The following is a 26,468-nucleotide window of genomic DNA, read 5'->3' on the forward strand; positions in this document are numbered from 1 at the left end:
GTCGAGGGAGATTGGGCATGCGCAAACCGATCGAGACCAAGCTATGCCCGTTGGCCCATGCGGTGGACCAGATCGGCGACGCCTGGATGCTGATGATCCTGTGGACGTCCTTCGAGAACGTCACGCGGTTCGACGACTATCAACGCCAGCTCGGGGTCGCGCGGAACATCCTGTCGAACCGTCTGCGGCGGCTCGTCGAGATGGGCATTCTCGAAAAGCGCCCGGTGCGCGAGGGCGCGCGGCGGCTCGAATACCGGCTGACGCCGAAAGGCGAGGAGCTTCGCGGCCCGCTGACCGACATGCGCCGCTGGGGCGAGCGCTGGAGCATGCGCAAAGTCGAGAGCGAGCCGGAATTCGTCGGGGCCTGATTTCGGGACGGCGTTTCCGCCGCGTCAGTCCTCGACGCGGCGCGCCTGAGCGCTCCGAGCGCCGCGGCTTGCGCGCCGGTTGAGCCAGATCACGCCGCCGAGGATCGCCGCGAACTTCAGAAACACCACGAGATCGATGCTCATCCGCGCGCGCCCGCGGCTGCGACGTCGTCGAAGGGCTGACCCTTCTCGTCGGGATTGAGCCGCCAGATCTTGTGGTTGAGGCGCGCGGCGAAGGTCACCCAGGCGAGATAGACCGTCATCAGCCAGCCCGCGCGCGGATCGACCATGAAGAAGGCCGCCGTCGCGGCCGCCACCGCGGCCCACAGCGCCAGCACCTCCAGCATCGCCAGATCGGGCCGGCGCATGCCGAAGAAGATCGCCGACCACGCCGCGTTGAGCACGAGCTGCAGCAGATAGAGCCCCATCGCGACCGGCGCGCCGGCGAAGCCGCCGCCCGACCGCCACGCGATGGCGCCGGCGACGGCGATGAACCCGAAAATGATCGTCCAGGCGACCGGGAACGCCCATTTCGGCGGGTTCCACGAGGGTTTGGCGAGTCGCTCATACCAAGCGCCCGGTTTGAACACAGCGCCGCTCGACGCGGCGACGACGTTGAGGGCGACGAAGGCCAGCAGCGTCCAGTCGATCCAGCCCATCCAAGTCACTCCCCGGCCATCGGCGCCGTCCGCATCGAAGCCGCGCCCTGAGCGGCGCGGCGCGCATGGGCCTTCATCAGGATTTCGGCCATGCGTCCGATATGGTCCCCGACCGTGGGTCTGACAACGGTCGTCCGCGGCGCGCGAGCGGCAGCGTCGACGAGAAATGCGGTCTCGGGCAGCGGGGCCGCGCCGCGTCCGGCCTGCGGGAGCGCCAAGCCCCCGATGGCGCGCGCCACCAGCCGCCGCTTGCGCCGGTCCGGCACGATTGCGCGAGAGCCGATCGAATCGAAGCCGCGCCGCGCCACTTCCCGTCCGATCTCGCGATAGAGGATGCGCGCCGCCCGGATCGCCGGACGCGCGCCGAAAGGCAGGCCGGCGATGCCGGAGGCGGAGCGGTCGTAGAGCTGTTCGGCCTCGAGCAGCAGCGCCGCCACCACATGGCCGAGTTCGGGCGTGAAGCGGGGCTCGGCGAGGAAGGCGTCGGGGTCGATCCCCTCGGCGCGCAGCCAGTCGAGCGGCAGGAACAGCCGGCCCTCGCGCGCGTCCTCGCCCACGTCGCGGGCGATGTTGGAAAGCTGCATCGCAACGCCGAGATCGCAGGCGCGCGCCAGCGTCTCGGCGTCGCGCACGCCCATCAGGACCGTCATCATCGCGCCGACAGCGCCGGCCACCCGGGCGGAATAGGCGCGCAGATCGGAGAGGGTTTCGTAGCGGCGGCCCTCGGCGTCCCAGCCGAGGCCCTCGATCAGGGCTTCGGGCAGCGCGCGCGGCAGGTCGTAGCGCTCGACCATGCGGGCGAAGGCGCGGTCGGCGGGGTCGTCATGGGGCGCGCCGCGATAGGCGCGGTCGAGGCGCTCGCGCAGCCGCGCCAGCGCCTCCATCTTGCCCGCCGAGAGGTCCACCGCGTCGTCGGCGAGCCGGCAGAACGCATAGAGCGCATAGGCCGGCTCGCGGACGCGTCGCGGCAGCAGCAGCGAAGCGGCGTAGAACGATCTGGACCCGCTGCGGATCGCCGCCCGACATGAGGCGAGGTCAGCCGCATATGCCGGGGGATGCTTCACGCGATGACGGGCTCCGGTATCATTTCGTCGACGATCTTGGCCGAGCCGACGGCTCCGGGCAAGCCCGCTCCGGGATGCGTGCCAGCGCCGACGAACCAGAGGCCCTTCAGTTCCTCGCTGTCGTTGTGCGGGCGGAACCAGCCGCTTTGCAGCAGCGTCGGCTCGAACCCGAAGGCCGCGCCTTTCCACGAATTGAGCCGATGCTTGAAGTCCAGCGGCGTCGTGACGCGGGAGACGACGATCTCGTCCTTCAGACCGGGCATCACCGTCTCCTGAAGGCGCTTCTCGATCTTCTGGCGGTAGCTCTCGGCGATCTGCGTCCAGTCGTCGCCGCTGTCGAGATGCGGGACCGGCGAGAGCACATAGTAGCTGTCGCAGCCTTCCGGCGCCATGGAGGGGTCGGAGGCGGAGGGGCGGTAGAGGTAGAGGCTGAAATCCTCGGCGAGCTTGTGGCGGCTGAAGATGTCCTTGATCAGCGGCTTGTAGCGCGGCCCCAGCACGATGGTGTGGTGGGCGAGGTCGTCGTAGCGGCGCCTGGTGCCGAAATACCAGACGAACACGCTCATCGAATATCTCATCCGGTCGAGCTTGGCGTCGGTCCAGCGCCGGCGGCGCACGCCCGGCATCATCTGGCGATAGACGACGGCGGGGTCGGCGTTGCAGACCACGACGTCCGCCGGCAACGTCTCGCCCGATTTGAGCCGCACGCCCGTGGCGCGCCCGTCCTTGGACAGGATCTCGTCGACTTCGGTCTCGTAACGGATCCTGCCGCCGACATGGCCGACGAGATCGGCCATCGCGCGCACCAGCGCGCCGGTGCCGCCCATGGCGTAGGCCACGCCGTAATCGCGTTCGAGCTTGTTGATCAGGCAGTAGAGCGCGCTGCTGTTGAACGGGTCGCCGCCGATGAAGAGCGGGTGGAAGCTGAAGGCGAAGCGCAGCTTCTCGTGCTTCATCCGCAGCGCGACGAAGCGGTAGGGGCTGAGATAGCCGCCGAGCCGGATGAGGTTCGGCATCATCCGCGCGAGGTGCCAGAGCCGGTTGAAGGGCTCGTTGGCGAGCTTCACGAAGGCGTAGTCGTAGATCTTCGCGGCGATCTTCTCGAAGCGCAGATAGCCTTCGACGTCGGAAGGAGAGATGCGCCGCACTTCCTCGACCATCTTGTCATGGCTCTGGCCGGTGTCGAAGGTGTCGCCGTCGTCGAAACGGATGCGGTAGAAGGGGTCGAGCTGCTTCAGGGTCACGTCCTGATGGAAGTCGCGCCCGCAGGCCTTCCAGAGCTCCTCGAACAGGAACGGCGCGGTGATGATCGTCGGGCCGCTGTCGAAGGTGAAGCCGTCGATCTGGAACTGGTAGCCCCGGCCGCCCGGCCCGTCGAGCTTCTCGACCAGCGTCACGTCGTAGCCGCGCGCGCCGAGCCTCGCAGCCGCGGCCAGCCCGCCGAAGCCTGCGCCGATCACCACCGCGGGGGGACGTCCCGCCGGCCCGGTGGCGCCGCGCGGCCCGCCTGCGGGGGCGGAACCGTGCGGATTTTCCCTGAGCGTCAACATGAGTTTACACTTACGCTGTCAACTGAGTCGACGCAAGCGGATCACGACGGCGTTGGCGCCGCGCTTTCGGTCGCGACGCGGCGGATGATGGCTGCGGCTTCATCGGGGTCCTCCTCATGTGCGAGATGGCCCAACCCCGCCAGCCGCGTCACATGCGCGCGCGGAACGATCCGGGCGATCTCGGCGGCGTCGGCGGGCGGGACGGTGCGGTCCGTCTCGCCCACCACCAGTTCGAGGAAAGGTTCTAGTCTGGCCATTCCCCGCGCCAATGGCGGCAGGTTCCAGTTCGCCATCATGCCGAGCGCCGCGGCGACATGGCCGGGATTGGAGAAGAGGCGGCGATAGAGCGCCCGCGCCTCGCCGTCGATCCGCCCGCCGAAGCCGGCCAGCAGCCGGTCCACCGCCGTGCGGTCGGCCCCCCAGGCGAAGGCGCGGGGGACGAAGGGGTTGAGCGCGAGCGCCTTGGCCATCGGCGGAAAGATCAGTCCGGCCAGCCCCTTGAAGGGCAGGAACGCGCCGTTGAAGGAGACGATGGCGCGCGGGCGCGCGCGGCGGTCGAGCGCCATCTGCGCCGCCACCGCCGCCCCCGCCGAATGGCCGACGATCAGCTCGGGCGCGAGGTCGAGCGCCGCGCAGAGCCCGCCGAGGCCCGCGGCCATGTTGACCAGCGACAGCGCCGGGCGGCGCGGCATCGCGGTGAAGCCGTGGCCCGGCAAGTCGGGGACGACGACGGTGAAATTGGCGGCCAGCAGCGGCGCCGCGTCGCGCCAGGAATGGCTCGCGCCGCCGGTGCCGTGCAGCAGCAGCACCGCCGGCCCCTGCCCCAGCACCTGCACATGCCAGCGCAGCCCCGCGGCCTCGACGAAGCGGCTCGCCTCGCGGTTCGGCCAGTCCGCGCCGTCGCGGGCGAAATCGAGCCTGTCGCGCATCGCGCACCTCCTTCGCGCCGGCGGACCGGGCCCGGCGAGGACAGCGATACGAAAGCGCCGCCGCCGCGCCAAGCGGCCCTTCCGTCGCGGTCGCCGCCGCTAGAGAGCGAAGGCGCGCAGCCGGGAGAACGTCTCGGCGAGACCTGCCTCGTCCGCGTTCGCGAAGGCGAGGCGCAGCGTGCGCTCGGCGGTTCCGTCGCCGCCTTCCGCGCGACGCGGCCCGAACTTGGTTCCGGGCAAGGTCAGGACGGCCTGCGTCTCGACAAGGCGGCGGGCGACGATGTCGGACGCCACTGGGAACGGGTGTTCGAGCTGGGCGAAATAGGCGCCGCAGCTCAGGAGCCGCCAGCCATTGGCGTCCGAGCCGAATTCGGCCTCCACCGCGGCGCGCCGGCGCAGGATTTCCGCGCGCTCGCCCGCCACCCAGTCGCGCAAGGTCCGCAGCCCGCGCAGCGCGGCGATCTGGCCGAGCTGGGGCGGGCAGATCGTCACCGTGTCGAGGAACTTCTCGACCTGCGCGATCCGCTCGGCGCCCGCGATCAGCGCGCCGACGCGGTGGCCGGTCAGACGGAAGGTCTTGGAGAAGCTGTAGAGATGGATCAGCGTCCCGCCCCAATCGGGATCGGCGAACAGCGCGTGGGGCGGGCCCTCGGCGGCGCGGAAGTCGCGATAGGTCTCGTCGAGGATCAGGGCGAGGCCGCGCGACCGGGCGATCTCGGCGCAGCGCGAGATCAGCTCCGGCGGGTATTCGGCGCCGGTGGGGTTGTTCGGCGTGACGAGGACGAGCGCGCGGGTGCGCGGGCCGATCAGGGCGGCGATGCGGTCGGGGTCGGGCAGGCCGGCGGCGTCGCAGGGGGCGAGCGCGGCATCGATCCCCGACATGTCGAGCCACATCTTGTGGTTGAAGTAGTAGGGCGTCGGCAGGATCACCGCCTCACCCGCCTGCGCGACCGACGCCACGGCGGCGCAGAACGCCTGATTGCAGCCAGCAGTGACCGCGACGTGCTCGGGGGCGATCGCGCCGCCATAGGCGTCGGACCATTGCGACGCGATCTCGGCGCGCAGTTCGGCCGAGCCGAGCACCGGGCCGTAGAGATGGGCCTGCGGCTGGTTCAGGGCGGCTTCGGCGATGGCGCGGCGCAGCGGCTCGGGGGGCGGGGCGACCGGGGCGGCCTGGCTGAGATTGACCAGCGGACGCTCGGGCGGAAAGGTCAGGTCCGCGATCCACCGGCGCGCCTCCATCACCGGGGGCGCGAAGGCTGCGGCCAGAGCGGGGTTGAGCGGGGCGGCGCCCGTCACGCCTCGGCGCCCGCCTCGGCGCGGCTCTTGCCGGCGACGTCCATCGCCAGCGTGGCGGCCATGAAGCGGTCGAGGTCGCCGTCGAGCACGCCCTGGCTGTCGGAGGTCTCGACGCCCGTGCGCAGATCCTTGACCATCTGGTAGGGCTGGAGGACGTAGGAGCGGATCTGGTTGCCCCAGCCGATCTCGCCCTTGGCGTCATGCGCGTCCTGAATCGCCTGGGTGCGCTTCTTCATCTCGAGGTCGTAGAGCCGGGACTTCAGCGCCGCCATGCAGTTGGCGCGGTTCTGGTGCTGCGACTTCTCCGACGAGGTCACGACGATCCCTGTGGGGATGTGGGTGATCCGCACGGCGGAGTCGGTGGTGTTGACGTGCTGGCCGCCCGCGCCCGAGGAGCGGAAGGTGTCGATGCGGATGTCCTTGTCCTGAATGTCGATCTCGATGCTGTCGTCGACCACCGGATAGACCCAGACCGAGCTGAACGAGGTGTGCCGCCGCGCCTGGCTGTCGAAGGGGGAGATGCGCACCAGCCGGTGCACGCCGCTCTCGCCCTTGAGCCAGCCATAGGCGTTCTGGCCCTTGACCTGATAGGTGGCAGATTTGATGCCCGCCTCCTCGCCGGAACTCTCGGCGATCAGATCGACCTTGTAGCCGCGCCGCTCGGCCCAGCGGACATACATGCGCGCGAGCATCTGCGCCCAGTCCTGGCTCTCGGTGCCGCCGGCGCCGGCGTTGATCTCGAGGAAAGTGTCCGCGCCGTCCATCTCGCCCGAGAGCAGCGCCTCGATCTCCTTCTGCGCGGCGCGGTCGCGCAGATCGGCGAGCGCGGCCTCGGCCTCGGCGACGATATCGGCGTCGCCTTCGGCCTCGCCCATGTCGATCAGCTCGATCTGGTCGCTCAGATCGCCGGCGAGCGCGCGATATCCCTCCACCGCGTCCGACAGCACCTGCCGCTCGCGCATCAGCTTCTGCGCCTTGGCCGGGTCGTTCCAGAGCGACGGGTCCTCGGCGCGGGCGTTGAACTCCTCGAGCCGGTGCTCGGCGGTCTCCCAGCCGATGCGCTGGCGCAGGAGCGCGAGCGACTTCTCGATCTCGGCGATCACGGATGCGGTTTCGGCGCGCAAGGCGGAGCAGCCTCCCTGATGTCGTCGCGCGGGGCGCGCGCCGCCGCGCATGCGGCGGAAGCCGCGTCTTAGCCCTCCCCCGACCCCCCGACAAGAACGGGGGTGCGCTCAGTAGAGCCCGCCGGGCGCGCCCAGATCGCCGCTGATCGCCGGCAGGCGGCGCTGCGGACCCGCGCCGGGCGCGGGCGTCTCGGCGAGCGCGCCCGGCGGCGCGCCCTCGAAATTCTCCTCGGTGGCGAGGGGGAACAGATCGGTCGCGGCGATGGCGAGGCCGCCATCGCCCGCGATCATCGGCATGTCCCAGGGCGATTGCCCGACGCGGAAGATCTCGGCGATCCCGCCGGCGTCGACCGGACGGCCCGAGAAGCGGTCGATCTGCTGGACGAAAGCCATATCGGGGCGGTCGAAGGCCCCCGGGTCGCGCCCGTCGGCGTGGGCGGCGCGCAGGAACTGCGCCACGACCGGCGCGCAGAGCGTGCCGCCAAAGGCGCCGCGCCCGAGCGGGGTCGGCTCGTCCATGCCGATGAAGCATCCGGCGGCGATCTTCGGCGTCACGGCGACGAACCAGACGTCCTTGGCGTCGTTCGTCGTGCCCGTCTTGCCGGCCACCGGGAATGCGACCCCCGCGAAGGGGGCCGCCGCCGTGCCCCTGCTGGTGACGCCCTCCAGCATCGAGACGATCTGGCGCGCGGTCACCGGGTCGACCACCTGCTCCGCCTCGGCGCGGGGCGCGGGCGGGCGCGAGGGGTCGTCGCAGCCGGGGCAGGCGCGCGCATCGTGGCGATAGATCGTGACGCCGCGGCGATCCTGCACGCGGTCGACCAGCGTCGGCGTCACCCGCCGACCGCCATTGGCGAACATCGCATAGGCGGCGGTCAGGTCGTAGAGCGTCGTCTCGCCGGCCCCGAGCGCATAGGACAGAAGCGGCGGCATGTGGCGATAGACGCCGAAATCGCGGGCGTAGTCGGCGACCGTCTCCATGCCCACCGCCTGCGCGAGACGCACGGTCATCAGGTTGCGCGAGAGCTCCAGTCCCAGCCGCATCGGCGCCGGGCCGTAGAACCTGCCGGAGGAGTTCTTGGGCTTCCAGGTCTCGCCGCCGCTGTCGACCACCACCGGCGCGTCGAGCACCGTCGTGTTCGGCGGATAGCCCATGTCGAGCGCCGCCGCATAGACGAAGGGCTTGAAGGCTGAGCCGGGCTGGCGCAGCGCCTGCGTCGCCCGGTTGAAGACGGAATTCTCGTAGGAGAAGCCGCCCTGCAGCGCCAGCACGCGCCCCGTCGCGACCTCCATCGCCACGAACGCCCCCTGAAGCTCCGGCGACTGCCGCAGCGCCCAGACCCCGCCCTCCAGCGCGACATGGACCACGTCGCCGGGCGCGAGGATGCGGTCGAGCGCGCCGGCGGCCCGCCCGAAGCGCCCCGCCCCGGCGAGCGCCAGCTCGCCCTCGGCGCCGTCCTCGAAGCCCAGCCGCGCAGCGCGCGCGCCGACGTCGAGCGCGACGGCGAGCCGCCAGCCGGGAATGTCGCGCGCCGCCTCGACCTCGCGCAGCGCCTCTGCGAAGCGGGCGGGGTCGAGCGCCTCGACGCGCGCGACCGGTCCGCGCCACGGCGCCGAACTCTCCCAGTCGAGCAGCCGCGCGCGCAGCGCTTCCGCCGCCGCTTCCTGGAGCCGCGGGTCGATCGTCGCGCGCACGGTCAGCCCGCCGCCGAACAGCGCCTCCTCGCCAATCTGCGCGGTCAGGCGCCGACGCACTTCTTCGGTGAAATGGTCCGGGCGCGACGGGCGGGCGACCTGCGGGCTCAGCGCCTCGTCGAGCGTCGTGCGCAGCGGCTCCGCCTGCGCCGCGCGCATCGCCGCTTCGTCGATCCGTCCGTTCTCGAACATCTCGCGCAACACGTAGTTGCGTCGCCCTTCCGCGCGGTCGCGCTGGCGCACCGGGTGCAGGTCGCTCGGCGCCTTCGGCAGCGCCGCGAGATAGGCGGCCTCGGCGAGGCTCAGATCCTCCAGCGTCTTGCCGAAATAGCGTTGCGCGGCGGCGGCCACCCCATAGGCGTTCTGGCCGAGGAAGATCTCGTTGAGATAGAGCTCGAGGATCTGGTCCTTGCTCAACGCCTGCTCGATGCGGATCGAGAGGATCGCCTCCTTGATCTTTCGCTCGACCGAATAGTCGCTTGAGAGCAGAAAGTTCTTCATCACCTGCTGCGTGATGGTGGAGGCGCCCTGCAACCGGCCGCCGCCGCTGCGCAGCGCCTGGAGGTTGGCGACCATCGCGCGGGCGACGCCGGTCACGTCGACGCCGGGATGGCTGTAGAAGTTCTTGTCCTCCGCCGAGATGAAGGCCTGCTTCACCAGATCGGGGATTTCGTCGATCGGCGTGAAGATGCGCCGCTCGCGGGCGAATTCGGCGATCAGCTCGCCCTCGCCCGAATAGACGCGCGACAGCGTCGCCGGCGCATAGGCCGCGAGGCTGTCATGGCTGGGCAGGTCGCGATCGTACATCCAGACCACGAGGCCCACGCCGCCGATCGCCGCGATGACGATCAGCGCGCCCAGACTGAAGATGCCCGCGATCAGCCGCATGTCCCCTCGCTCCGACCCGTCCCGCGTCACGGCGCGGACCGTCCGCCCGCGCCAAACCCATTACATAGGCGATCCCGGCGCGATTGGCACGCGGCGCGGGGTCAGTCGGCCCCCGCCTGTTGCGCCGCCGCGGCGCCGGCGTCGCGCCAGCGCTTCAGGGCCTCGGCGATCCCGGCGGCGACGCGCGCCCGCCAGTCGGGGTCGGACAGACGCGCGCGGTCGGTCGCGCTGGACAGAAACCCGAGTTCGATCAGCGCGGAAGGGATGTCGGGCGCCTTCAACACGCGAAACCCCGCCGAGCGCAGCGGTCGCCCCGACAGCAGCGGCGCGCGCGCGCCGATCTCGGCGACCAGCGCCGCCCCGAGCGCCTGCGACGCCGACTGCGTCTCGCGCCGGACGAGGTCGATCAGCGCCTGGGCGAGATCGGCCCCATCGCCGAGCAGCGCGCCGCCCTCCAGCCGGTCCACCTGATTCTCGCGCTCGGCCAGCAGCGCGGCCTCGGCGTCGGAGGCCTGCGCCGACAGGGTGTAGACGCTGACGCCCGACGCCGCGCCCGCGCCTTCGCCCAGCGCGTCGGCGTGGATCGACAGCAGCGCCGACGCCCCCGCCGCGCGCGCCCGCGCCACGCGCGTTCCGAGCCGCGCGAACACGTCCGCCTCGCGGGTCAGCATCGGAGCGAACCCCGCTTCCCGCAGCGCCTGCGCGAGCTCGAACGCGAAGGCCAGCGTCACGTCCTTCTCACGCAGATCGCCGCGCGCCGCGCCGGGGTCGATCCCGCCATGGCCGGGATCGATCGCGACGACCATCGGCCCGACCGGCGCCGGCGGAGCGGCTGCGGCGGAGGCTTCGGGGGCCGGCGCGGCTTCGGCGAAGGCTGCGAAGACGGCCGCGTCGGCGGGGCGCAGGTCGAAAGCGAGCCGACCGTCGCCGCCCGGCTCGCGCGAGGCGCGCGGACGGGCCGGCAGCGCCGGCGGGTCGAGCTCGACGATCAGCCGCGAAACGCCCGGCGCAGCGAGGCCCCACCGCAGCGCGCGGACGGGGGGGGCGGGCGGATCGAGCTCGGGGGAGAAGGCCCGCGCCCCATCGAAATCGAGCGCGAGCCGCGGCGGATCGGTCAGCGCGCCGAGGCGGTGCGGCGGCGCCGGGCGGCCCGCGAAGCGCAACTCCAGCGTCGCGCCCGCAGCCTCCACGCCCCCCGACGCCGCGACCACGCCCGCGCGATCCCCCGCTTGCGCCGAGGCGGCGCCGAGGGCCATCGCCAAAAGCGCGGCTCTCGCGCATCGGGAAAAATCAATTGTCAAGGGCGCGCCGCTCCGTCTAGAGTGAAGGTGCTCAGGGGCGTCAACTCATACGTGCATGAAGTGCGACGCCTTGCAACTGATGCGCGAACTGGTTTCACCGGGATTTGGCGGACTTGTTCGCGGGCGCTCCTCGCGGGCGTTGCGCGTTCATGGCTTTCCCGGGCGGCGCGTTGCGCCGCCGCCGCCGGATGCGACGACGCGCCTCGAAGGCGCGGTCGGGAGTTGAGAGGACGATGCGCGACCACGCGACCCGAACCGGCGACACCCGTGCGGCGACTGCGCCGCACGAGCGACCGCGCGTCGCCGCGCGATCCCTCTTTGTGATGCGGACCCCAGCGGTCGCGCGGCCCACTGCGCCTGCGCGCCGCCAAATCATTCTGGACACATGCCTAAGAAAATGCTCATCGATGCGACGCATCCCGAGGAAACTCGGGTCGTCGTCGTGGACGGAACGAAGGTCGAGGACTTCGACTTCGAATCCGTCAACAAGCGTCAGCTCGCCGGGAACATCTACCTCGCGAAAGTGACGCGGGTCGAGCCGTCGCTGCAGGCGGCCTTCGTCGAATACGGCGGGAACCGGCACGGGTTCTTGGCGTTCGCGGAAATCCATCCCGACTATTACCAGATTCCGGTCGCCGACCGCGAGGCGCTGCTCGCCGCCGAAGAGGCCGACAACCGCGCCGATGACGAGGAGGAGGAGCGCAGCCGCTCCAAGCGCGGCCCCTCCGGCCGCAAGAACCGCAACCGCCGCGGGTCGAAACCGCGCGACGGAGCCGAAGCCGCCGCGGCGAGCGACGCCGAGACCGAGGTCGGGTCCGGCGCCGAAGCCTCCGCCATCCCCGACGCGACCGCCGCGGACGCGGCCGCCGCGCCGTTCGACGATGCGGAGCCGCAGTCTCCCGATCGGGAGTCGGCGGCGGAGATCGGCGCGGCCCCGGTCGCGGACGCCGAGGCGGAAGCCGGCCCCGACGACCTCGCCGAAACCGACCCAGACGCGGCGCCGGACGACGCTCCGCCCCCCCGCGCGATGACCGAGAGCAGCGGCGCCGACGGCGCGGACAGGGTGAGCGAGGACTATCCGTCGCCCGCCGACGCCTCGGACGCCGACGCCTCCGCGAACGAGGCGCCCTCGGTCGAAGCCGAGCCCGCCGCCGAAACCACTGCCGAAGCCGGCCCCGACTCAGGTTCGGGCGACGCCGGGGCCGAGCCCGGGAGCGAGGCCGCTCCCAAGCCGGCGCGACGCGCCCGCCGTTCGCGCAGCCGCCGCAAGACCGCGGACGCGGAGGCCGCGACGACGGAGCCGGCGACGACCGAGGCGGCGGCGGAGGCCGCGCCCGCGAAAGCCGCGTCCGAGACTGCGGAGCAGCGCGCCGACGAGGCCGAGGACGAGCAGATCGAATCCGTCGGCGCCGAGACCGTCGAGGACGAAGTGCGTCCGCGCCGCGTCCAGATGCGCCGCTACAAGATTCAGGAAGTGATCAAGGTCCGGCAGATCATGCTGGTCCAGGTCGTCAAGGAGGAGCGCGGCAACAAGGGCGCGGCGCTGACCACCTATCTCAGCCTCGCCGGTCGCTACTGCGTGCTGATGCCCAACACCGCCCGCGGCGGCGGCATCAGCCGCAAGATCACCTCCGCCGAGGACCGCAAGAAGCTCAAGGCCATCGCCGGCGAATTCGAAGTGCCCAAGGGCATGGGGCTGATCATCCGCACCGCCGGCGCCCAGCGCACCCGCGCCGAGATCAAGCGCGACTACGAATTCCTGCTGCGCCAGTGGGAGCAGGTCCGCGAGCTGACGCTGAAATCCATCGCGCCGACGCTGATCTACGAGGAAGGCTCGCTGATCAAGCGCTCGATCCGCGACCTCTACACCAAGGACATCGAGGAAATTCTCGTCGAGGGCGAGGACGGTTATCGCGAGGCCAAGGACTACATGCGCATGCTCATGCCGAGCCATGCGAAGTTCGTGCAGCCTTATCGCGAGACCGTGCCGCTGTTCGCCCGCTATCAGGTCGAGAGCTATCTGGCGGGGATGTTCAACCCGACCGTGCAGCTCAGATCGGGCGGGTACATCGTGATCGGGGTCACCGAGGCGCTGGTGGCGATCGACGTGAACTCCGGCCGCTCGACCCGCGAGGGCTCGATCGAGGAGACCGCGCTCAAGACCAACCTCGAAGCCGCGGACGAGGTGGCGCGGCAGCTGCGCCTGCGCGACCTCGCAGGCCTGATCGTGATCGACTTCATCGACATGGACGAGCGGCGCAACAACGCCGCCGTCGAGAAGCGGATGAAGGAGCGCCTGAAGACCGACCGCGCCCGGATCCAGATGGGGCGCATCTCCGCTTTCGGGCTGATGGAGATGTCGCGCCAGAGGCTGCGTCCGGGGATGCTGGAGGCCTCCACCGCCCCCTGCCCGCATTGCCACGGCACCGGGCTGATCCGCTCCGCCGACAGCCTCGCCCTGTCGATCCTGCGCGAGATCGAGGACGAGGCCGTGCGCGGCAAGGCGCGCGAGATCAAGGTGGTGGCGCCGGTCCAGATCGCCAACTTCCTGATGAACCAGAAGCGCGAGCACGTGCTTTCGGTCGAGAGCCGCTACGGCATGAGCGTGCTGATCGAGGGCGACCCGGCGCTGGTCAGCCCCGAGCACAGGCTCGAGCGGATGCGCGCCGCCAGCCGCCCGCTGCCTGCGCCCGAAGCCGCCGTGCGCGCCGAGAGCGCCTATTCCGGCCTCGACGATCCGCGCGACGCCGAAGAGGACGAGGAAGAGGCCCCGCGCGCCAAACCGCAGGCGGCCCCGCGCGGCGAGGAGCCGCGCCGCGCCGACCCGCGCGCCGCCGAGCCCCGCGCAGCCGAGCCCCGCACCGCCGCGCCGCGGGGCGGCGACGATGCGAAGGACCCCGCGCAGGACGGGGCCGAAGGCGGGAAGTCGCGCCGCCGGCGCGGCAAGCGCGGCGGCAAGAAGCGCCGCCGCACCGAAGAGGAGGAAGCCGCCGCCCGCGCCGCCGATCCCCTCGCGGTGTTCGACGGCGACGGCGACTATTCCGAACCGATGTCGGTGTCGCGCTCGGCTTTCGGGGACGAGATCGCGCCCTCGGAGTCCGACGACGACGGGGACGAAGACGAGACCGAGGCCGACGCCGCGCCCGAGGCGCGCGCGGCGGCCCCCGCTTCGGCGTCCACTGAAGACCTCGAACCGACCTACGACGAAGAGATCGCGGCCCCGGCGCATGACCTCCGCGCCGCGCCGGAGACCAAGTCCGCGGTTCCCGTCCCTGTCGCCGAGACGGAGCGGCCTCTGGCGGAGCCGGAACCGGAGGCGACGGCGCCCGCTCCCGCGCAGCCGGCCCCGGCGCCCACTGAGCCCGCCGCGCCGCGACCGCGCCGCACCGGCTGGTTCTCGCGCGCCTTCGCCGATCGCGGGACGACCTGACAAGCGGGCCCCGGCCCTCCGCCAAGGAGGGCCGGGGCCGCCCGCTCAGCCCTTCAGCCAGCTTTTCAGCCGCCGCGCGCCCTCGCGCATGTCGGCGGTGGAGCCCGCGAAGCTGAAGCGCGCCCAGCCCGCCCCGCGCACCGGGTCGAAATCCACTCCCGGCGCCGCGGCGACCCCGGCCTCCGCCAGCATCCGCGCGCAGAACGCCTCGCTGTCGTCGGTCAGCGCCGAGAGGTCCGCCCAGAGATAGAAAGCGCCGTCGCAGGGCGCGATCCGGTCGAGGCCCGCCTTCGGCATCTCCTCCATCAGCAGCGCCCGGTTCGCCGCATAGACCGCGAGATTGGCCTGAAGCTCCTCCTCGGCGTCGAGCGCGGCGAGGGCCGCGACCTGACTGACATGGGGCGGACAGATGAACAGGTTCTGCGCCAGCCGCTCGAAAGCCTGCGCGTGCTCGGGCGGGACGACCATCCAGCCGACCCGCCATCCGGTCATCGAGAAATACTTGGAGAAGCTGTTGACCACGATCAGGTCGTTCGAGATCTCCAGCGCCGAGGGCGCCGGCGGGCCATACTCGATCCCATGGTAGATCTCGTCGGAGACGAAGACCGCGCCGACGCGCTGGCACTCCTCGACCAGATCGGTCAGCGCATCGCGGTCGAGCATCGATCCGGTCGGGTTGGCCGGGCTCGCGGCCAGCACGCCCGCCACCGGCCCGAGCCGGCCCGCATTCGCCACCATCTGCGGGTCGGGCTGGAAGCGGGTCTCCGGCCCGGCCTCCATCCGCGCCACCTTGAGATCGAGCGCGCGCAGGATGTTGCGATAGGCCGGATAGCCCGGATCGGCGACGGCGACCCGCGCGCCGGCCTCGAACAACCCCGAGAAGGCCAGCAGGAACGCCCCCGACGCGCCCGGCGTCACCACGATGCGCTCCGGCGCGACCTCGACGCCGTGGCGGACGCGGTAGCGCGCGGAGATCGCCTCGCGCAGCGCCGGCAGGCCCGTCGCCTCGGTGTAGCCGAGCGGGTCCGCGCGCAGCGCGCGTTCGGCGGCCTCGATGGCGCGGCGCGGCGCAGGGGTGGCGGGCTGGCCGACCTCCATGTGGATCACCTGCGCGCCGGTCGCGTCCCGGGCGCGGGCTTCGGCCATCACCTCCATCGCGATGAACGGAGCGACCGCGCCGCGGCTTGAAATCTTCATCTCGCATCACCCATTACAGCAAGTAGGCCTCGGACGAGGCGGGCGCACCCTCGCCGCCCGCGCCGCCATGGTCCACGCGACGCGAGCGCGCAAGCGCTTGGGAGGAGGAGCCGATGGCGCTGATGCGGCGCATCCTGCAGGCGGTCGCAGCCGTCGCGGCGCTGGCGATGGCGGCGGCGCCCGCGCAGGCGCGCGGGCTGATCCGCGACGCCGAGGTCGAAGGCGTCTTGCGCGACATGTCCGAGCCGATCCTGCGCGCCGCGGGCATGCGCCCCGACAGCCTGCGGCTGTTCATCCTCAACGACCCCGCGCTCAACGCCTTCGTGTTCGACGGGCGCAGCATGGTGATCCACACCGGGCTGCTGCGCCGCTTCGACGACCCCGACACCATTACGGGCGTCATCGCGCATGAGACCGGACATCTCGTCGGCGGCCATCTCGCGCGACGGGCGGCCAATATGGATCGGCTCTCGCTCGCCTCGGCGCTGACCATGGCGGCGGCGATCGCGGCGGCGGCGGCGAGCGGCGAGACGCAGGCCGGCGCGGCGGTGGCGATGGGCGGGCGCGAGACGCTGCGGCGGGCCTTCCTCGCCTATTCGCGCGGCGAGGAAGCGGCGGCGGACCAGTCCGGCGTGGATTTCATGACCCGCGCCGGCGTGAACCCAGAGGGCCTGCTCGGCGTGCTCCGCGTGTTCCAGGGGCAGGAGGTGTTTTCCGCCTCCCGCATCGACCCCTACGCCCAAACCCACCCCTTGTCGTCGGAGCGCATCCAGCTGCTGGAGCGTCGCGTGCGCGAGTCTCCGGCCTACGGCGCGCCCCCCGATCCGGCGATGCTGCGCCGCTACGCCCGCGCGCAGGCCAAGCTCGACGGGTTTCTGGAGCGCCCCGAGCGCGTGCTCGAACGGCTGAAGCTCGAAGAGGACCCGGGCTCCGCCCCCAACCGCTACCGCCGCGCCATCGCGCTGTTTCGCATGGCGCAGACCGACGCGGCGCTCGACGTGCTCGACGGCCTGCTGCGCGAGGAGCCCGACGACCCCTATTACTGGGAGCTGCGCGGCCAGATCCTGCTCGAGAGCAACCGCGCGGCGGACGCCGTCGCGCCCTATCGCCGGGCGGTGTCGCTGGTCCCTGACGCGCCGCTGATCGCCGGCGGGCTTGGGCGGGCGCTGCTGGCCGCCGGACAGGACGCCGAGGCGCTGCGCACGCTGGAGCGCGCCAGCCGCGACGACCCCGGAGACGCGCGCATCCTGCGCGATCTCGCCATCGCCTATGCGCGCGCGGGCCGCGACGGCGAGGCGGCGCTGGCGACCGCCGAACGGCTTGCATTGCAAGGCGATTTCGAGGACGCAGGTCTGCAGGCGCGCCGCGCCATGGCGCAGCTGCCGGCCGGCTCGCCCGCTTGGCTGCGCGCGCAGGACGTGGAAACGCTCGCCGAGTTCGAGCGAAAGGACGACTGACCGGCGGCGTCGCCGCCCCCCTTCCCCCAGCAAAGGAGCGCCCATGCGCCGCATCGCCCCTCTCCTCGTCGCAGCCTCGACGGCGCTCGCCGCGCCCGTCACGGCGCAAGACGCCTTCACCCCTGCGCAGAGGGACGCGCTGGACGAGCGCATCCGCAGCTACATTCTTGAGAATCCCGAGCTTTTGATCGAAGCGCTCGAAGTTCTGGAGGCGCGCCGCCAGCAGGCGCAGGCCGCCGCCGACGGCGAGCTGATCGCCTCCGCCCGGGAAGCGCTGTTCGAGGACGGCTACAGCCATGTCTTCGGCAATCCCGAGGGCGACGTCGTGATCGTCGAGTTTTCCGACTATCGATGCGGCTACTGCAAGCGCGCCCATCCCGAGGTGATGCGCCTCCTGGAGGAAGACGGGAACATCGCGCTGATCCTGAAGGATTTTCCCGTTCTCGGCCCCGACAGCGCGATGGCGTCCGCCGCTGCGATGGCGGCGCGGATGGAGGACCCCGAGCGCTACGAGGCCTTTCACGAGGCGATGATGACCCATCGCGGCCAGCTCGACGAGGCGGCGATCTTCGGACTCGCCGCGCAGGCGGGCTTCGACGAGGCGGCGCTGCGGCTGGCGATGGCGTCGCCCGAGATCGAGGCCCGCATCCGCGCCAACTATCAGCTCGCGCAGGCGCTGCGCATCGAGGGCACGCCCGGCTTCGTGATCGGCGACCAGGTGCTGCGCGGCTTCGCGCCCTACGACGCGATGGTCCAGCTCGTGGCGCAGGCGCGCGCCGCCGACTGACCCGCCGACGCGGCGATTGTCGCGCGCGCGCCGCCGCTTGGCGGGTGCGCGGACGGGGCGTATAAGGCGACCGCGCGCGCGCCGGGCCAGCGCGCCCGGCGCGCGCGCCAACGTCCCGCGCATCGCAGCGGACGACGCCGCGCCCCTGCCGGACCGCGCGCGCACAGGAACGAGAAAGGCGGCGCCGATGAGCACGACCACGGAAGAGGACATCGCCTTCATTCAGGCGCTCGCCGCGCTGTTGCGCGAGAGCGACCTGAGCGAGCTGGAAGTCTCGCGCGCCACCGGCGAGACCGGCGAGTTGAAGGTCCGCCTCCAGCGCGGCGGAGCGCCGATGCTTCACGCGCCCGTCTTCACCCATGCGCCGCATCCGCATCTCGCGCCCGCGCCGCCGGCGCAGGCGCCCGCAGCGCCCGGCCCCGAACCGGTCGCCGCCGCCGCCCCCGAGGATCCCGCCAGCCATCCCGGCGCAGTCACCTCGCCGATGGTCGGCACCGCCTACATGTCGCCGGAACCCTCCGCCCCGGCCTATGTGAAAGTCGGCGACACGGTGAAGGAAGGCCAGACGCTCCTCATCATCGAGGCGATGAAGACTATGAACCAGATCCCCAGCCCGCGCTCCGGCACGGTCCTGCGCATCCTGATCGAGGACAAGCAGCCGGTCGAGTTCGGCGCGCCGCTGATGATCATAGCCTGAGCATGTTCTCCAAGATCCTGATCGCCAACCGGGGCGAAATCGCGCTGCGCATCCACCGCGCATGCCGCGAAATGGGCATCTCGACAGTCGCCGTCCACTCAACCGCCGACAGCGACGCGATGCATGTGCGGCTCGCCGACGAGAGCGTCTGCATCGGGCCGCCGCCCGCCGCCAACTCCTATCTCAACATCCCCGCGATCATCACCGCCTGCGAGATCTCGGGCGCCGAGGCGATCCACCCGGGCTACGGCTTTCTGTCGGAGAACGCGCAGTTCGCCCAGATCGTCGAGGAGCATCAGCTCGCCTTCATCGGCCCGACCGCGGAGCACATCCGCGTCATGGGCGACAAGATCGCCGCCAAGGAGACGATGAAGGCGCTGGGCGTGCCCTGCGTTCCCGGCTCCGACGGCGCGGTGACCGACGTCGCCGAGGCCGCCGAGGCCGCCGAGGCGATCGGCTACCCGGTGCTGATCAAGGCCGCCGCCGGCGGCGGCGGGCGGGGCATGAAAGTCGCGCGCGACGCCGGCGCGCTGTCGGAGGCGTTCTCCAACGCCCGCGCCGAGGCGCAGGCGGCCTTCGGCGACGGGGCGGTCTATCTGGAGAAGTATCTCCAGCGTCCGCGCCACATCGAAGTGCAGGTGGTGGGCGACGGGCGCGGCGCGGCGGTGCATCTGGGCGAGCGCGACTGTTCGCTCCAGCGCCGCCATCAGAAGGTGTTCGAGGAATCGCCCTCGCCCGCCCTCAACCGCGAGCAGCGGGCCGAGATCGGCCGCATCTGCGCCGAGGCGATGGCGCAGCTGCGCTATCGCGGCGTCGGCACGGTCGAATTCCTCTACGAGGACGGGAATTTCTATTTCATCGAGATGAACACGCGCCTGCAGGTCGAGCACCCCGTCACCGAGCGGGTTTACGGCGTCGATCTCGTGCGCGAGCAGATTCGCATCGCCGCCGGCCTCGGCCTGTCGCGCACGCAGGAGAGCCTCGTGCCGCGCGGCTGGGCGGTGGAGTGCCGGATCAACGCCGAGAAGCTGCCGAACTTCACCCCTTCTCCGGGCCGGATCACCGCCTATCACGCGCCGGGCGGGCCCGGCGTGCGCATGGACAGCGCAATCTACGCCGGCTATTCGATCCCGCCCTATTACGACAGCCTGATCGCCAAGCTGATCGTCTCCGGCGAGGATCGCGCCGGCGCGCTGGCCCGGCTCGAGCGGTCGCTGGCGGAACTGATCGTGGACGGGGTCGACACGACGGCGCCGCTGTTTCGCGCGCTGCTCGCCGAGCCCGAATTCCGGCGCGGCGATTACGACATCCATTGGCTGGAGCGCTGGCTGGCGGGGTAAGCGCGGCCCGCCGGCGATCCCCTGACGAAAAAAAGGGCCGCCCGAAGGCGGCCCAAGTCTAGGGAGGAAACGCCCAGGAAGGGCGACGGCGCGAACGCCGCTGTTGATCAATCTATGTGTGCGCCGCAGCATTGGCAAGGGAAGATTTCGCAAATCCGCCGCAAATCCCCGCCCGCCACTATCGACCTTAGTCGCAAGCACCTGAAATCATGCGACAAGATGACTTTAGCTGGCGCTAAACTCCGCACCGCAGCGCGGCAATCCACAAACCGATTCGGTGGAACCGGGCGGAGATCAACTCAGGTGTCGAGCAGTTCGGCGAGCCGCCGCTCTTCCTCGGAGGAGAGCGGGCGGCTGCGCGAGGCCGGCTCCGCCGCCGTCGCCCGCGCCCGGACATAGCGCCAGGCCAGCGCGCCGCCGATCAGGAAGAGCAGCGGCCCCGACGCCCAGATGAGCGCGTTGGCGGCGGTGAAGCGCGGTTTGAGCAGGACGTATTCGCCGTAGCGGTCGACGACGTAGTCGAGGACTTCAGCGTCGCTGTCGCCCTCGACGATTCGCTCGCGCACGAGAAGACGCAGCGTCTTGGCGAGTTCGGCGTTGCTGTCGTCGATCGCCTCGTTACGGCAGACCAGACAACGCAGCCCCTTCGAGAGCTCGCGCGCCCGCGCCTCCTGCTGCGGGTCGGCCAGCATCTCGTCGGGCTGCACTGCGAGCGACGGCGACGCCGCGACCAGCGCGAGGGCGACGAGCAGCGCGCGCATGGTCATTCCGCCGGCGTCAGCGCGGGGCTCGCCGGCGCGGCGCGGCGCGCGCGGACCGGCGCGCCGACCCGATAGCGCCGGTCGCTCAGGCTCAGAACGCCGCCCAGCGCCATGATCACTGCGCCGCCCCAGATCCAGTTGGCGAAGGGCTTCACATAGCTGCGCACGGCGTAGGCCCCCGGCGCCTCGCCCGGCCGCGGCTGCTGCGGGTCGCCCAGCACGATGTAGAGGTCGCGGGTGAAGCCGTAGGCGATCCCGGCCTCCGTGGTGGGCATTGGCGAGCGCCCTTCGGTGTAGATGCGCTTCTCGGGATATTTGTGCGCCACCTCGCGCCCGTCCTTGAAGGCGGTGAACTCGCCGCGCTCTGCGACGTAGTTCGGGCCCTGGATCTGCTCCACGCCGTCGAAGCGGATCTCGTAGCCGCCGATCGGGATGACGTCGCCGGGCCGCGCCACGCGGATGTCCTCGGTCTGCCAGGCGGTGATCGCGCCCACGCCCCAGAACATCACCGCGACGCCGCCATGCGCCGTCCACTTCGCCCAGTCGGCGCGTGGGGTGCGCGCGATGCGCCGCCAGCTCTCCGCCAGCGGCCCCTTGCCGATCTTGGCGCGTTCGAGCAGCTCGGCGACGATCCCGAAGGCGATCCAGAGCGCCAGCCCCATCGCGACCGGCGCCATGGGCGAGCCGCCGCCCTGCACGCTCCACGCCAGAATCCCGATGCCCAGCGCCGCGGCGGCGGCCCACCATAGCTTCAGCAGCACCTTTCCCGCATCGCCGCGCTTCCACGGCGTCATGGCGCCCAGCGGCAGCGCCAGCGCCATCAGCACCATGAAGGGCGTGAAGGCCATGTCGAAGAAGGGCGCGCCGACGGTGATCTTGTCGCCGGTGATCGCCTCGCGCACCATCGGGGCCATCGTGCCGGCGAACACCACGCCGAGCGCCGCCATCATGATGAGGTTGTTCAGGATCAGCCCGCTCTCGCGGCTGACCGGCGCGAACACTCCTTCCGATTTCAGCGCCGGCGCCCGCCAGGCGTAGAGCGCGAGCGACCCGCCGATGGCCACGACCAGCAGCAGCAGGATGAAGACGCCGCGCTCGGGGTCGACCGCGAAGGCGTGCACGCTGTCGATCACGCCGGAGCGCACGATGAACGTTCCCATCAACGACAGCGAGAAGCCGAGGATCGCCATCAGGATGGTCCAGTTCTTCAGCGCGCCCCGCTTCTCGACGACGATGGCCGAGTGCAGCAGCGCCACCGAAGCGAGCCACGGCATGAAGGAGGCGTTCTCGACCGGATCCCAGAACCAGAAGCCGCCCCAGCCGAGTTCGTAATAAGCCCACCACGATCCCAGCGCGATGCCGACGGTCAGCGTCGCCCATGCGACGATGGCCCATGGCCGCACCCAGCGCGCCCAGGCGGCGTCGACCCTGCCCTCGATCAGCGCGGCGGCGGCGAAGGAGAAGGCCATCGAGAGGCCGACATAGCCCAGATAGAGAAACGGCGGATGGAATGCGAGGCCGGGGTCCTGCAGCAGCGGGTTGAGGTCGGCCCCGTTCGGCGGCGCGGGGAAAAGGCGCAGGAACGGGTTCGAGGTGAACAGCATGAAGGCGAGGAAGCCCGCCGAGATCATCGCCTGCACCGCCAGCGCGCGCGCCTTCAGCCCCGGCGGGATGTTGCGGCCCCACCACGCCACCATCGCCCCGAACAGCGCGAGGATCAGCACCCACAGGAGCAGCGAGCCCTCATGGTTCCCCCAAACGCCCGAGACCTTGTAGAGCATCGGCTTGGCGGTGTGCGAGTTCGCCGCCACCAGCGCGACCGAGAAATCCGAGGTCACGAAAGACCAGGTCAGCGCCGCGAAGGAGGCCGCCACCAGCGCGAACAGCGCTGTCGAGGCGGGGACCGCCATCTCCATCCAGTCCGCCCAGCCGCGCTGCGCGCCGATCAGCGGCAGCGTGGCCGCCACCAGCGAGACGACGAAGGCGAGGATCAGCAGGAAATGTCCGAGTTCGGCGATCATGCGCGCGTTCCGCTGGCTGGATCGGTTGTCTCAAACGACGATAGTCGACGCGCGCGGGGGGTCAAACCCGCGCGCCGCGGCGTAGTGTCCGCGGGGCGGCTCAGACGCCGGGGCGCGGTTCGCCATGCATGTCGGCGATGGAGGGCGGCATGTATTTCTCGTCATGCTTGGCGAGCACTTCGCGCGCCTCGAACACGCCGTTGCGCCAGTAGCCTTCGGCGACGATGCCCTGGCCCTCGCGGAACAGGTCGGGCAGCACGCCTGCGAAGCGCACTTCCACCTCGTCGATATTGTCGGTGACGGTGAAGCGCACGACTTCGCTCTCGCCGCGCACCACTGTGCCTTCGACCACCATGCCGCCGACGCGCAGGCGCTGGTCCGGATCGGGGGCCTGCGCCAGAAGTTCCGACGGCGGGACGAAAAACACGATGGAGTCGCGGAACGCGACCGTCGCCAGCACGGTCGCCGCCGAGAGAAGCACGCCGCCGGCTGCGAGCATCAGGGTCCGCCGGCGCTTGCGGGTCATCGCCATTGAAAAAGTCTCCGGTTTCAGGAGGCGGTGGTCTCCGCCAAGCGCGCGTGTCGAAACGCCAACAGCGTCGCATTCACCGCCGCGCCGAGGATGATAGCCGCCCCCGTCAGATAGAAGAAGAGCAGCGTCACTATGACGCCCGCGAAAGCCCCGTAGGTCAGCGAGAAGGACGGCGCGAGGCTCAGATAGACCGAAAAAGCCCACGCACCCGCCGCCCACAGCGCGACCGTCACGACAATGCCGGGCGCAATGCGGCGAGACGATGGCGGGCGCGAGGGCAGCGCCAGATGCAGCAGCGCCAGAAACCCCGCGAACACCGCCAGCCCCACCGCATAGCGGACCAAGCCGAGCCCGTAGGGCGTCGCGACGCCCAGATGCGTCTCGACCAGCGCGAGCGCCAGCGGCGCGGCGATCACGAGCACGGCCAACAGCGCGAAAGTCGCGACCGCCAGCAGCACGAAGGCGAGCGCCAGCGCGCGGCGCGCCAGAAAACCGCGCGCGTCGCCGATGCCGTAGGCGCGGTCGAAGGCGACGCGGATCGACTCGATGGCGTTCGACGCGGCCCACAGCGCCCCCGCCGCAGAGACGGTGATCAGCGCCCCGCCCCGGTCGCGCGTCACGTTGTCGATCACCGGTTCGAGCGTCAGCGCGACATGCTCCGGCGCGAGTTCGAACAGCGCCGCCATCCACTCCTCGCGCATCTGGTCGGTGACGAGCGCGCCGAGCAGAGCGGTGGCGAAGATCGCGAATGGGAACACCGCCAGAAAGGTCGAATAGGCGACATAGCCGGCCATCGCTGCGCCGTCCTCGGCGTCGTAGCGCGCGAGCGCCGAGGCCGAGACGCGCCAGAGCGCGCGGAGGCGGCGCCAGAGCCGCTTCACGGGAACAGCGGCGCCGCCATCAGCCCCTCGGTCTCCGGCAGCCCCAGCGCGAGATTGGCGTTCTGCACCGCCTGCCCCGACGAGCCCTTCACCAGATTGTCGAGCGCGCAGAACAGATAAGACCTGCCCGGACGGCGGTCGGCGACGACGCCGACATGCGCGAAGTTCGAGCCGCGCACATGGCGGGTGTGCGGGGCGGTCCCGAACGGCGTCACGTGGACGAAAGGTTCGTCGGCGTAGCGCGCGGCGAGAGCGGCATGCAGGGCCGGCGCGTCGCCGCGGACATGGATTGTGGTGAGGATGCCCCGGTTCATCGGCGCCAGATGCGGCATGAAGGACACCTCGACAGGCCGGCCCGCGACTTTCGAGAACTCCTGAGAAAACTCCGCCATGTGCCTGTGGCCACTGACCGAATAGGCGGAGAAGCCCTCCGAGACCTCGGCGTGCAGCATCGCCTCCTTCGCCGCCCTGCCCGCCCCGGAGACGCCCGCGCCGAGCGTCATGACGATCTCGTCGGGGTCGATGAGGCGCTCGGCGAGCAGCGGCAGAACCGGAAACATGCCCGAGGCCGCGTTGCACCCGGTGCCCGCGATCAGCCGGGCCGAGCGGAGCGCCTCACGGTAGAACTCGGTGAGGCCGTAGACCGCCTCGGCCTGAAGCTCCAGCGCGCCATGCGGGCGGCCATACCATTGCGCATAGGCCGCGGGATCGTTCAGCCGGAAATCCGCCGACAGATCGACGATCTTCAGATCGCGCGGCAGCACCGAGACGACTTCCTGCGTCGTCGCATGAGGCAACGCGCAGAAGGCCATGTCGATCTTCGAGAAGTCGATGTCCTCGATACGGCAGAGCGTCGGCAGGTCGAGATGGGCGAGATGCGGGAACACCTTCGCCATCGCCGCCCCCGCCCGCCGATCCGCCGCGAGCGCCGCCACCCGCATGCCGGGATGGGTCGCGATCAGCCGCACCAGCTCCGCGCCGGTGTAGCCGCTCGCCCCGAGTATCGCCACATCCGCCATGATCCGCCTCAGAACCCGAGCCCGCCGATAAGCGCGTATTTGCGCACGAGGTAATCGTCGAGCCCGTATTTCGAGCCTTCCGTGCCCATTCCGCTGTCCTTGACGCCGCCGAAGGGCGCGACCTCGGTCGAGATGATCCCCTCGTTCACGCCCACCATGCCGAATTGCAGCCGCTCCATCACGCGGAAGGCGCGGCCCAATTCGCGGGTGTAGAAGTAGCAGGCGAGCCCGTAGGGCGTGTCGTTGGCCATCGCGACCGCCTCTTCCTCCGTCTCGAAGCGGAAAAGCGGCGCGAGCGGGCCGAAGGTCTCCTCCCGGAAGGGCTTCATGTCGGTCGTGGCGTTCTTGACCACGGTGGGCTGGAAGAACGTGCCCTGATTGCCCACGCGCGCGCCGCCGGTGACGATCTCGCCGCCCTTGGCCAGCATGTCGGCCACGTGCTCCTCGACTTTCTCGAGCGCGGCGGCGTCGATCAGCGGGCCCTGCGTGACCCCCTCGTCATAACCGCGCCCGACTTTCAGCCCTTCCGCCGCGCGGGCGAGCTTCGCCGCGAAGGCGTCGTGCACTCCGGATTGCACGAGGATGCGGTTGGCGCAGACGCAGGTCTGGCCGGAATTGCGGTATTTCGAGGCCATGGCGCCGGCGACGGCCGCATCCAGATCGGCGTCGTCGAACACGATGAAGGGCGCGTTGCCGCCCAGCTCCATCGACACGCGCTTCATGTGGCGCGTGGCGTTGCTGGCGAGCTCCTTGCCGATCTCGGTCGAGCCGGTGAAGGTGATCTTGCGCAGCTTCGGGTTCTCGCACATCTCCGCCGCGATCGCCGAAGCCGAGCCCGTCACCACGTTGAACACGCCCTTGGGCAACCCCGCCTCCTCGACCAGCGCCGCCACCGCCAGCGCCGAGAAAGGCGTGGCCGAAGCCGGCTTGCAGACCATCGCGCAACCCGCGCCGAGCGCCGCGCCGAGCTTGCGGGCGATCATCGCGTTGGGGAAGTTCCACGGCGTGATCGCGCCGACCACGCCCACGGGGGCTTGCGTGGCGAGGATGCGCTTGTCGCGCCAGGGCGAGGGGATCGCATCGCCATAGATGCGCCGGCCCTCTTCGGCGAACCAGCGGACGAAGGCCGCGCCATAGGCGATCTCGCCGCGGGCCTCGGCCAGCGGCTTGCCCATCTCGCGGCACAGGAGTTCCCCGAGATCGGCCTGATGGTCCATCAGCGCCTGATGCAGCTTCAACATCAGCGCGCAGCGCTCGGCCGCGGTCATCGCCGACCATTCCCCGAAGGCGGCCTGCGCCGCGTCGATGGCGCGCGCCGTCTCGGCCCGGCCCATCTTCGGGACGGAGCCGAGGACCTCGCCGGTGGAGGGGTCGTTCACCGCGATGGTCTCGCCGCCGTCGGCCTCGACCCACAGCCCGCCGATCATGCAGCGCTCGTGCAGATGATCCGTCCAGCCCATGACGCGACT

Annotated in this window: 21 protein-coding genes; 6 read left to right on the forward strand and 15 right to left on the reverse strand. The window is 71.0% G+C overall.

The window, feature by feature from the left end; genetic code table 11:
* The first annotated feature begins 17 nt into the window (after positions 1-17).
* Positions 18-368, forward strand: a complete 351-nt coding sequence (locus V7Q31_RS08520; RefSeq protein ID WP_333833269.1) for a winged helix-turn-helix transcriptional regulator — start codon at positions 18-20, stop codon at positions 366-368.
* 140 nt (positions 369-508) lie between these two features.
* Here the strand turns inward: V7Q31_RS08520 and V7Q31_RS08525 are convergent, their stop codons facing one another.
* The 8 genes from V7Q31_RS08525 to V7Q31_RS08560 all read right to left on the reverse strand — a co-directional run bounded on the left by V7Q31_RS08525 (position 509) and on the right by V7Q31_RS08560 (position 10,832).
* Positions 509-1,027, reverse strand: coding sequence for a TspO/MBR family protein (locus V7Q31_RS08525; RefSeq protein WP_333833270.1), 519 nt, complete (start codon positions 1,025-1,027; stop codon positions 509-511).
* 5 nt (positions 1,028-1,032) lie between these two features.
* Complete coding sequence (locus V7Q31_RS08530; protein ID WP_333833271.1) at positions 1,033-2,091, reverse strand: phytoene/squalene synthase family protein; 1,059 nt, start codon at positions 2,089-2,091, stop codon at positions 1,033-1,035.
* A complete protein-coding gene (crtI, locus tag V7Q31_RS08535; RefSeq protein ID WP_333833272.1) occupies positions 2,088-3,554 on the reverse strand; it encodes a phytoene desaturase family protein in 1,467 nt (488 codons plus the stop codon). The genes V7Q31_RS08530 and crtI overlap by 4 nt, the downstream gene beginning before the upstream one ends.
* A gap of 128 nt (positions 3,555-3,682) precedes the next feature.
* Entirely contained in the window at positions 3,683-4,570 is an 888-nt protein-coding gene (gene bchO, locus V7Q31_RS08540) for an alpha/beta fold hydrolase BchO (protein ID WP_333833273.1), read from the reverse strand.
* Positions 4,571-4,669: 99 nt separating this feature from the next.
* Positions 4,670-5,869 carry an aminotransferase gene (locus V7Q31_RS08545; RefSeq protein ID WP_333833274.1) on the reverse strand — a complete coding sequence of 400 codons (1,200 nt, stop codon included), beginning with the start codon at positions 5,867-5,869 and terminating at the stop codon, positions 4,670-4,672.
* Complete coding sequence (gene prfB / locus V7Q31_RS08550; RefSeq protein WP_333833275.1) at positions 5,866-6,993, reverse strand: peptide chain release factor 2; 1,128 nt, start codon at positions 6,991-6,993, stop codon at positions 5,866-5,868. The genes V7Q31_RS08545 and prfB overlap by 4 nt, the downstream gene beginning before the upstream one ends.
* Positions 6,994-7,101: 108 nt before the next feature.
* A complete protein-coding gene (locus V7Q31_RS08555) occupies positions 7,102-9,576 on the reverse strand; it encodes a penicillin-binding protein 1A (protein WP_333833276.1) in 2,475 nt (824 codons plus the stop codon).
* Positions 9,577-9,677: 101 nt separating this feature from the next.
* Positions 9,678-10,832: an N-acetylmuramoyl-L-alanine amidase gene (locus V7Q31_RS08560; RefSeq protein ID WP_333833277.1), complete on the reverse strand. Its 1,155-nt coding sequence runs from the start codon at positions 10,830-10,832 to the stop codon at positions 9,678-9,680.
* Positions 10,833-11,262: 430 nt separating this feature from the next.
* Between V7Q31_RS08560 and V7Q31_RS08565 the strand changes: the two genes are divergently transcribed.
* Positions 11,263-14,307: an Rne/Rng family ribonuclease gene (locus V7Q31_RS08565; RefSeq protein ID WP_442976424.1), complete on the forward strand. Its 3,045-nt coding sequence runs from the start codon at positions 11,263-11,265 to the stop codon at positions 14,305-14,307.
* Between the two features lie 45 nt (positions 14,308-14,352).
* On the opposite strand, the gene V7Q31_RS08570 is transcribed toward V7Q31_RS08565, so the two are convergent.
* Positions 14,353-15,504, reverse strand: a complete 1,152-nt coding sequence (locus V7Q31_RS08570; RefSeq protein WP_333833279.1) for a pyridoxal phosphate-dependent aminotransferase — start codon at positions 15,502-15,504, stop codon at positions 14,353-14,355.
* Positions 15,505-15,617: 113 nt separating this feature from the next.
* Here V7Q31_RS08570 and V7Q31_RS08575 point away from each other — a divergent pair, with 113 nt between their 5' ends.
* The 4 genes from V7Q31_RS08575 to accC all read left to right on the forward strand — a co-directional run bounded on the left by V7Q31_RS08575 (position 15,618) and on the right by accC (position 19,785).
* Positions 15,618-16,961 carry a M48 family metalloprotease gene (locus tag V7Q31_RS08575; protein ID WP_333833280.1) on the forward strand — a complete coding sequence of 448 codons (1,344 nt, stop codon included), beginning with the start codon at positions 15,618-15,620 and terminating at the stop codon, positions 16,959-16,961.
* A 43-nt stretch (positions 16,962-17,004) separates the two neighbouring features.
* Positions 17,005-17,748: a DsbA family protein gene (locus V7Q31_RS08580; RefSeq protein WP_333833281.1), complete on the forward strand. Its 744-nt coding sequence runs from the start codon at positions 17,005-17,007 to the stop codon at positions 17,746-17,748.
* Positions 17,749-17,935: 187 nt separating this feature from the next.
* The gene (gene accB / locus V7Q31_RS08585) at positions 17,936-18,445 is read left to right on the forward strand and encodes an acetyl-CoA carboxylase biotin carboxyl carrier protein (protein WP_333833282.1); all 510 of its coding nucleotides are present in this window, start codon (positions 17,936-17,938) and stop codon (positions 18,443-18,445) included.
* Between the two features lie 2 nt (positions 18,446-18,447).
* Entirely contained in the window at positions 18,448-19,785 is a 1,338-nt protein-coding gene (gene accC, locus V7Q31_RS08590; protein WP_333833283.1) for an acetyl-CoA carboxylase biotin carboxylase subunit, read from the forward strand.
* Between the two features lie 299 nt (positions 19,786-20,084).
* Here the strand turns inward: accC and V7Q31_RS08595 are convergent, their stop codons facing one another.
* From V7Q31_RS08595 to V7Q31_RS08620, 6 genes are all read right to left on the reverse strand, one after another.
* Positions 20,085-20,546: a cytochrome c-type biogenesis protein gene (locus tag V7Q31_RS08595; protein ID WP_333833284.1), complete on the reverse strand. Its 462-nt coding sequence runs from the start codon at positions 20,544-20,546 to the stop codon at positions 20,085-20,087.
* 2 nt (positions 20,547-20,548) lie between these two features.
* Complete coding sequence (locus V7Q31_RS08600; RefSeq protein WP_333833285.1) at positions 20,549-22,567, reverse strand: heme lyase CcmF/NrfE family subunit; 2,019 nt, start codon at positions 22,565-22,567, stop codon at positions 20,549-20,551.
* A gap of 100 nt (positions 22,568-22,667) precedes the next feature.
* Positions 22,668-23,099 carry a cytochrome c maturation protein CcmE gene (ccmE, locus tag V7Q31_RS08605; RefSeq protein WP_333833286.1) on the reverse strand — a complete coding sequence of 144 codons (432 nt, stop codon included), beginning with the start codon at positions 23,097-23,099 and terminating at the stop codon, positions 22,668-22,670.
* Between the two features lie 17 nt (positions 23,100-23,116).
* Entirely contained in the window at positions 23,117-23,980 is an 864-nt protein-coding gene (locus tag V7Q31_RS08610) for a YihY/virulence factor BrkB family protein (RefSeq protein ID WP_333833287.1), read from the reverse strand.
* Positions 23,977-25,002, reverse strand: coding sequence for an N-acetyl-gamma-glutamyl-phosphate reductase (argC, locus tag V7Q31_RS08615; RefSeq protein WP_333833297.1), 1,026 nt, complete (start codon positions 25,000-25,002; stop codon positions 23,977-23,979). The genes V7Q31_RS08610 and argC overlap by 4 nt, the downstream gene beginning before the upstream one ends.
* Before the next feature lie 5 nt (positions 25,003-25,007).
* Positions 25,008-26,459, reverse strand: coding sequence for an NAD-dependent succinate-semialdehyde dehydrogenase (locus tag V7Q31_RS08620; RefSeq protein WP_333833288.1), 1,452 nt, complete (start codon positions 26,457-26,459; stop codon positions 25,008-25,010).
* Positions 26,460-26,468 lie beyond the last annotated feature (9 nt).

The sequence above is a fragment of the Rubrimonas sp. genome (genome assembly GCF_036788415.1).
GTDB lineage: Bacteria > Pseudomonadota > Alphaproteobacteria > Rhodobacterales > Rhodobacteraceae > Rubrimonas.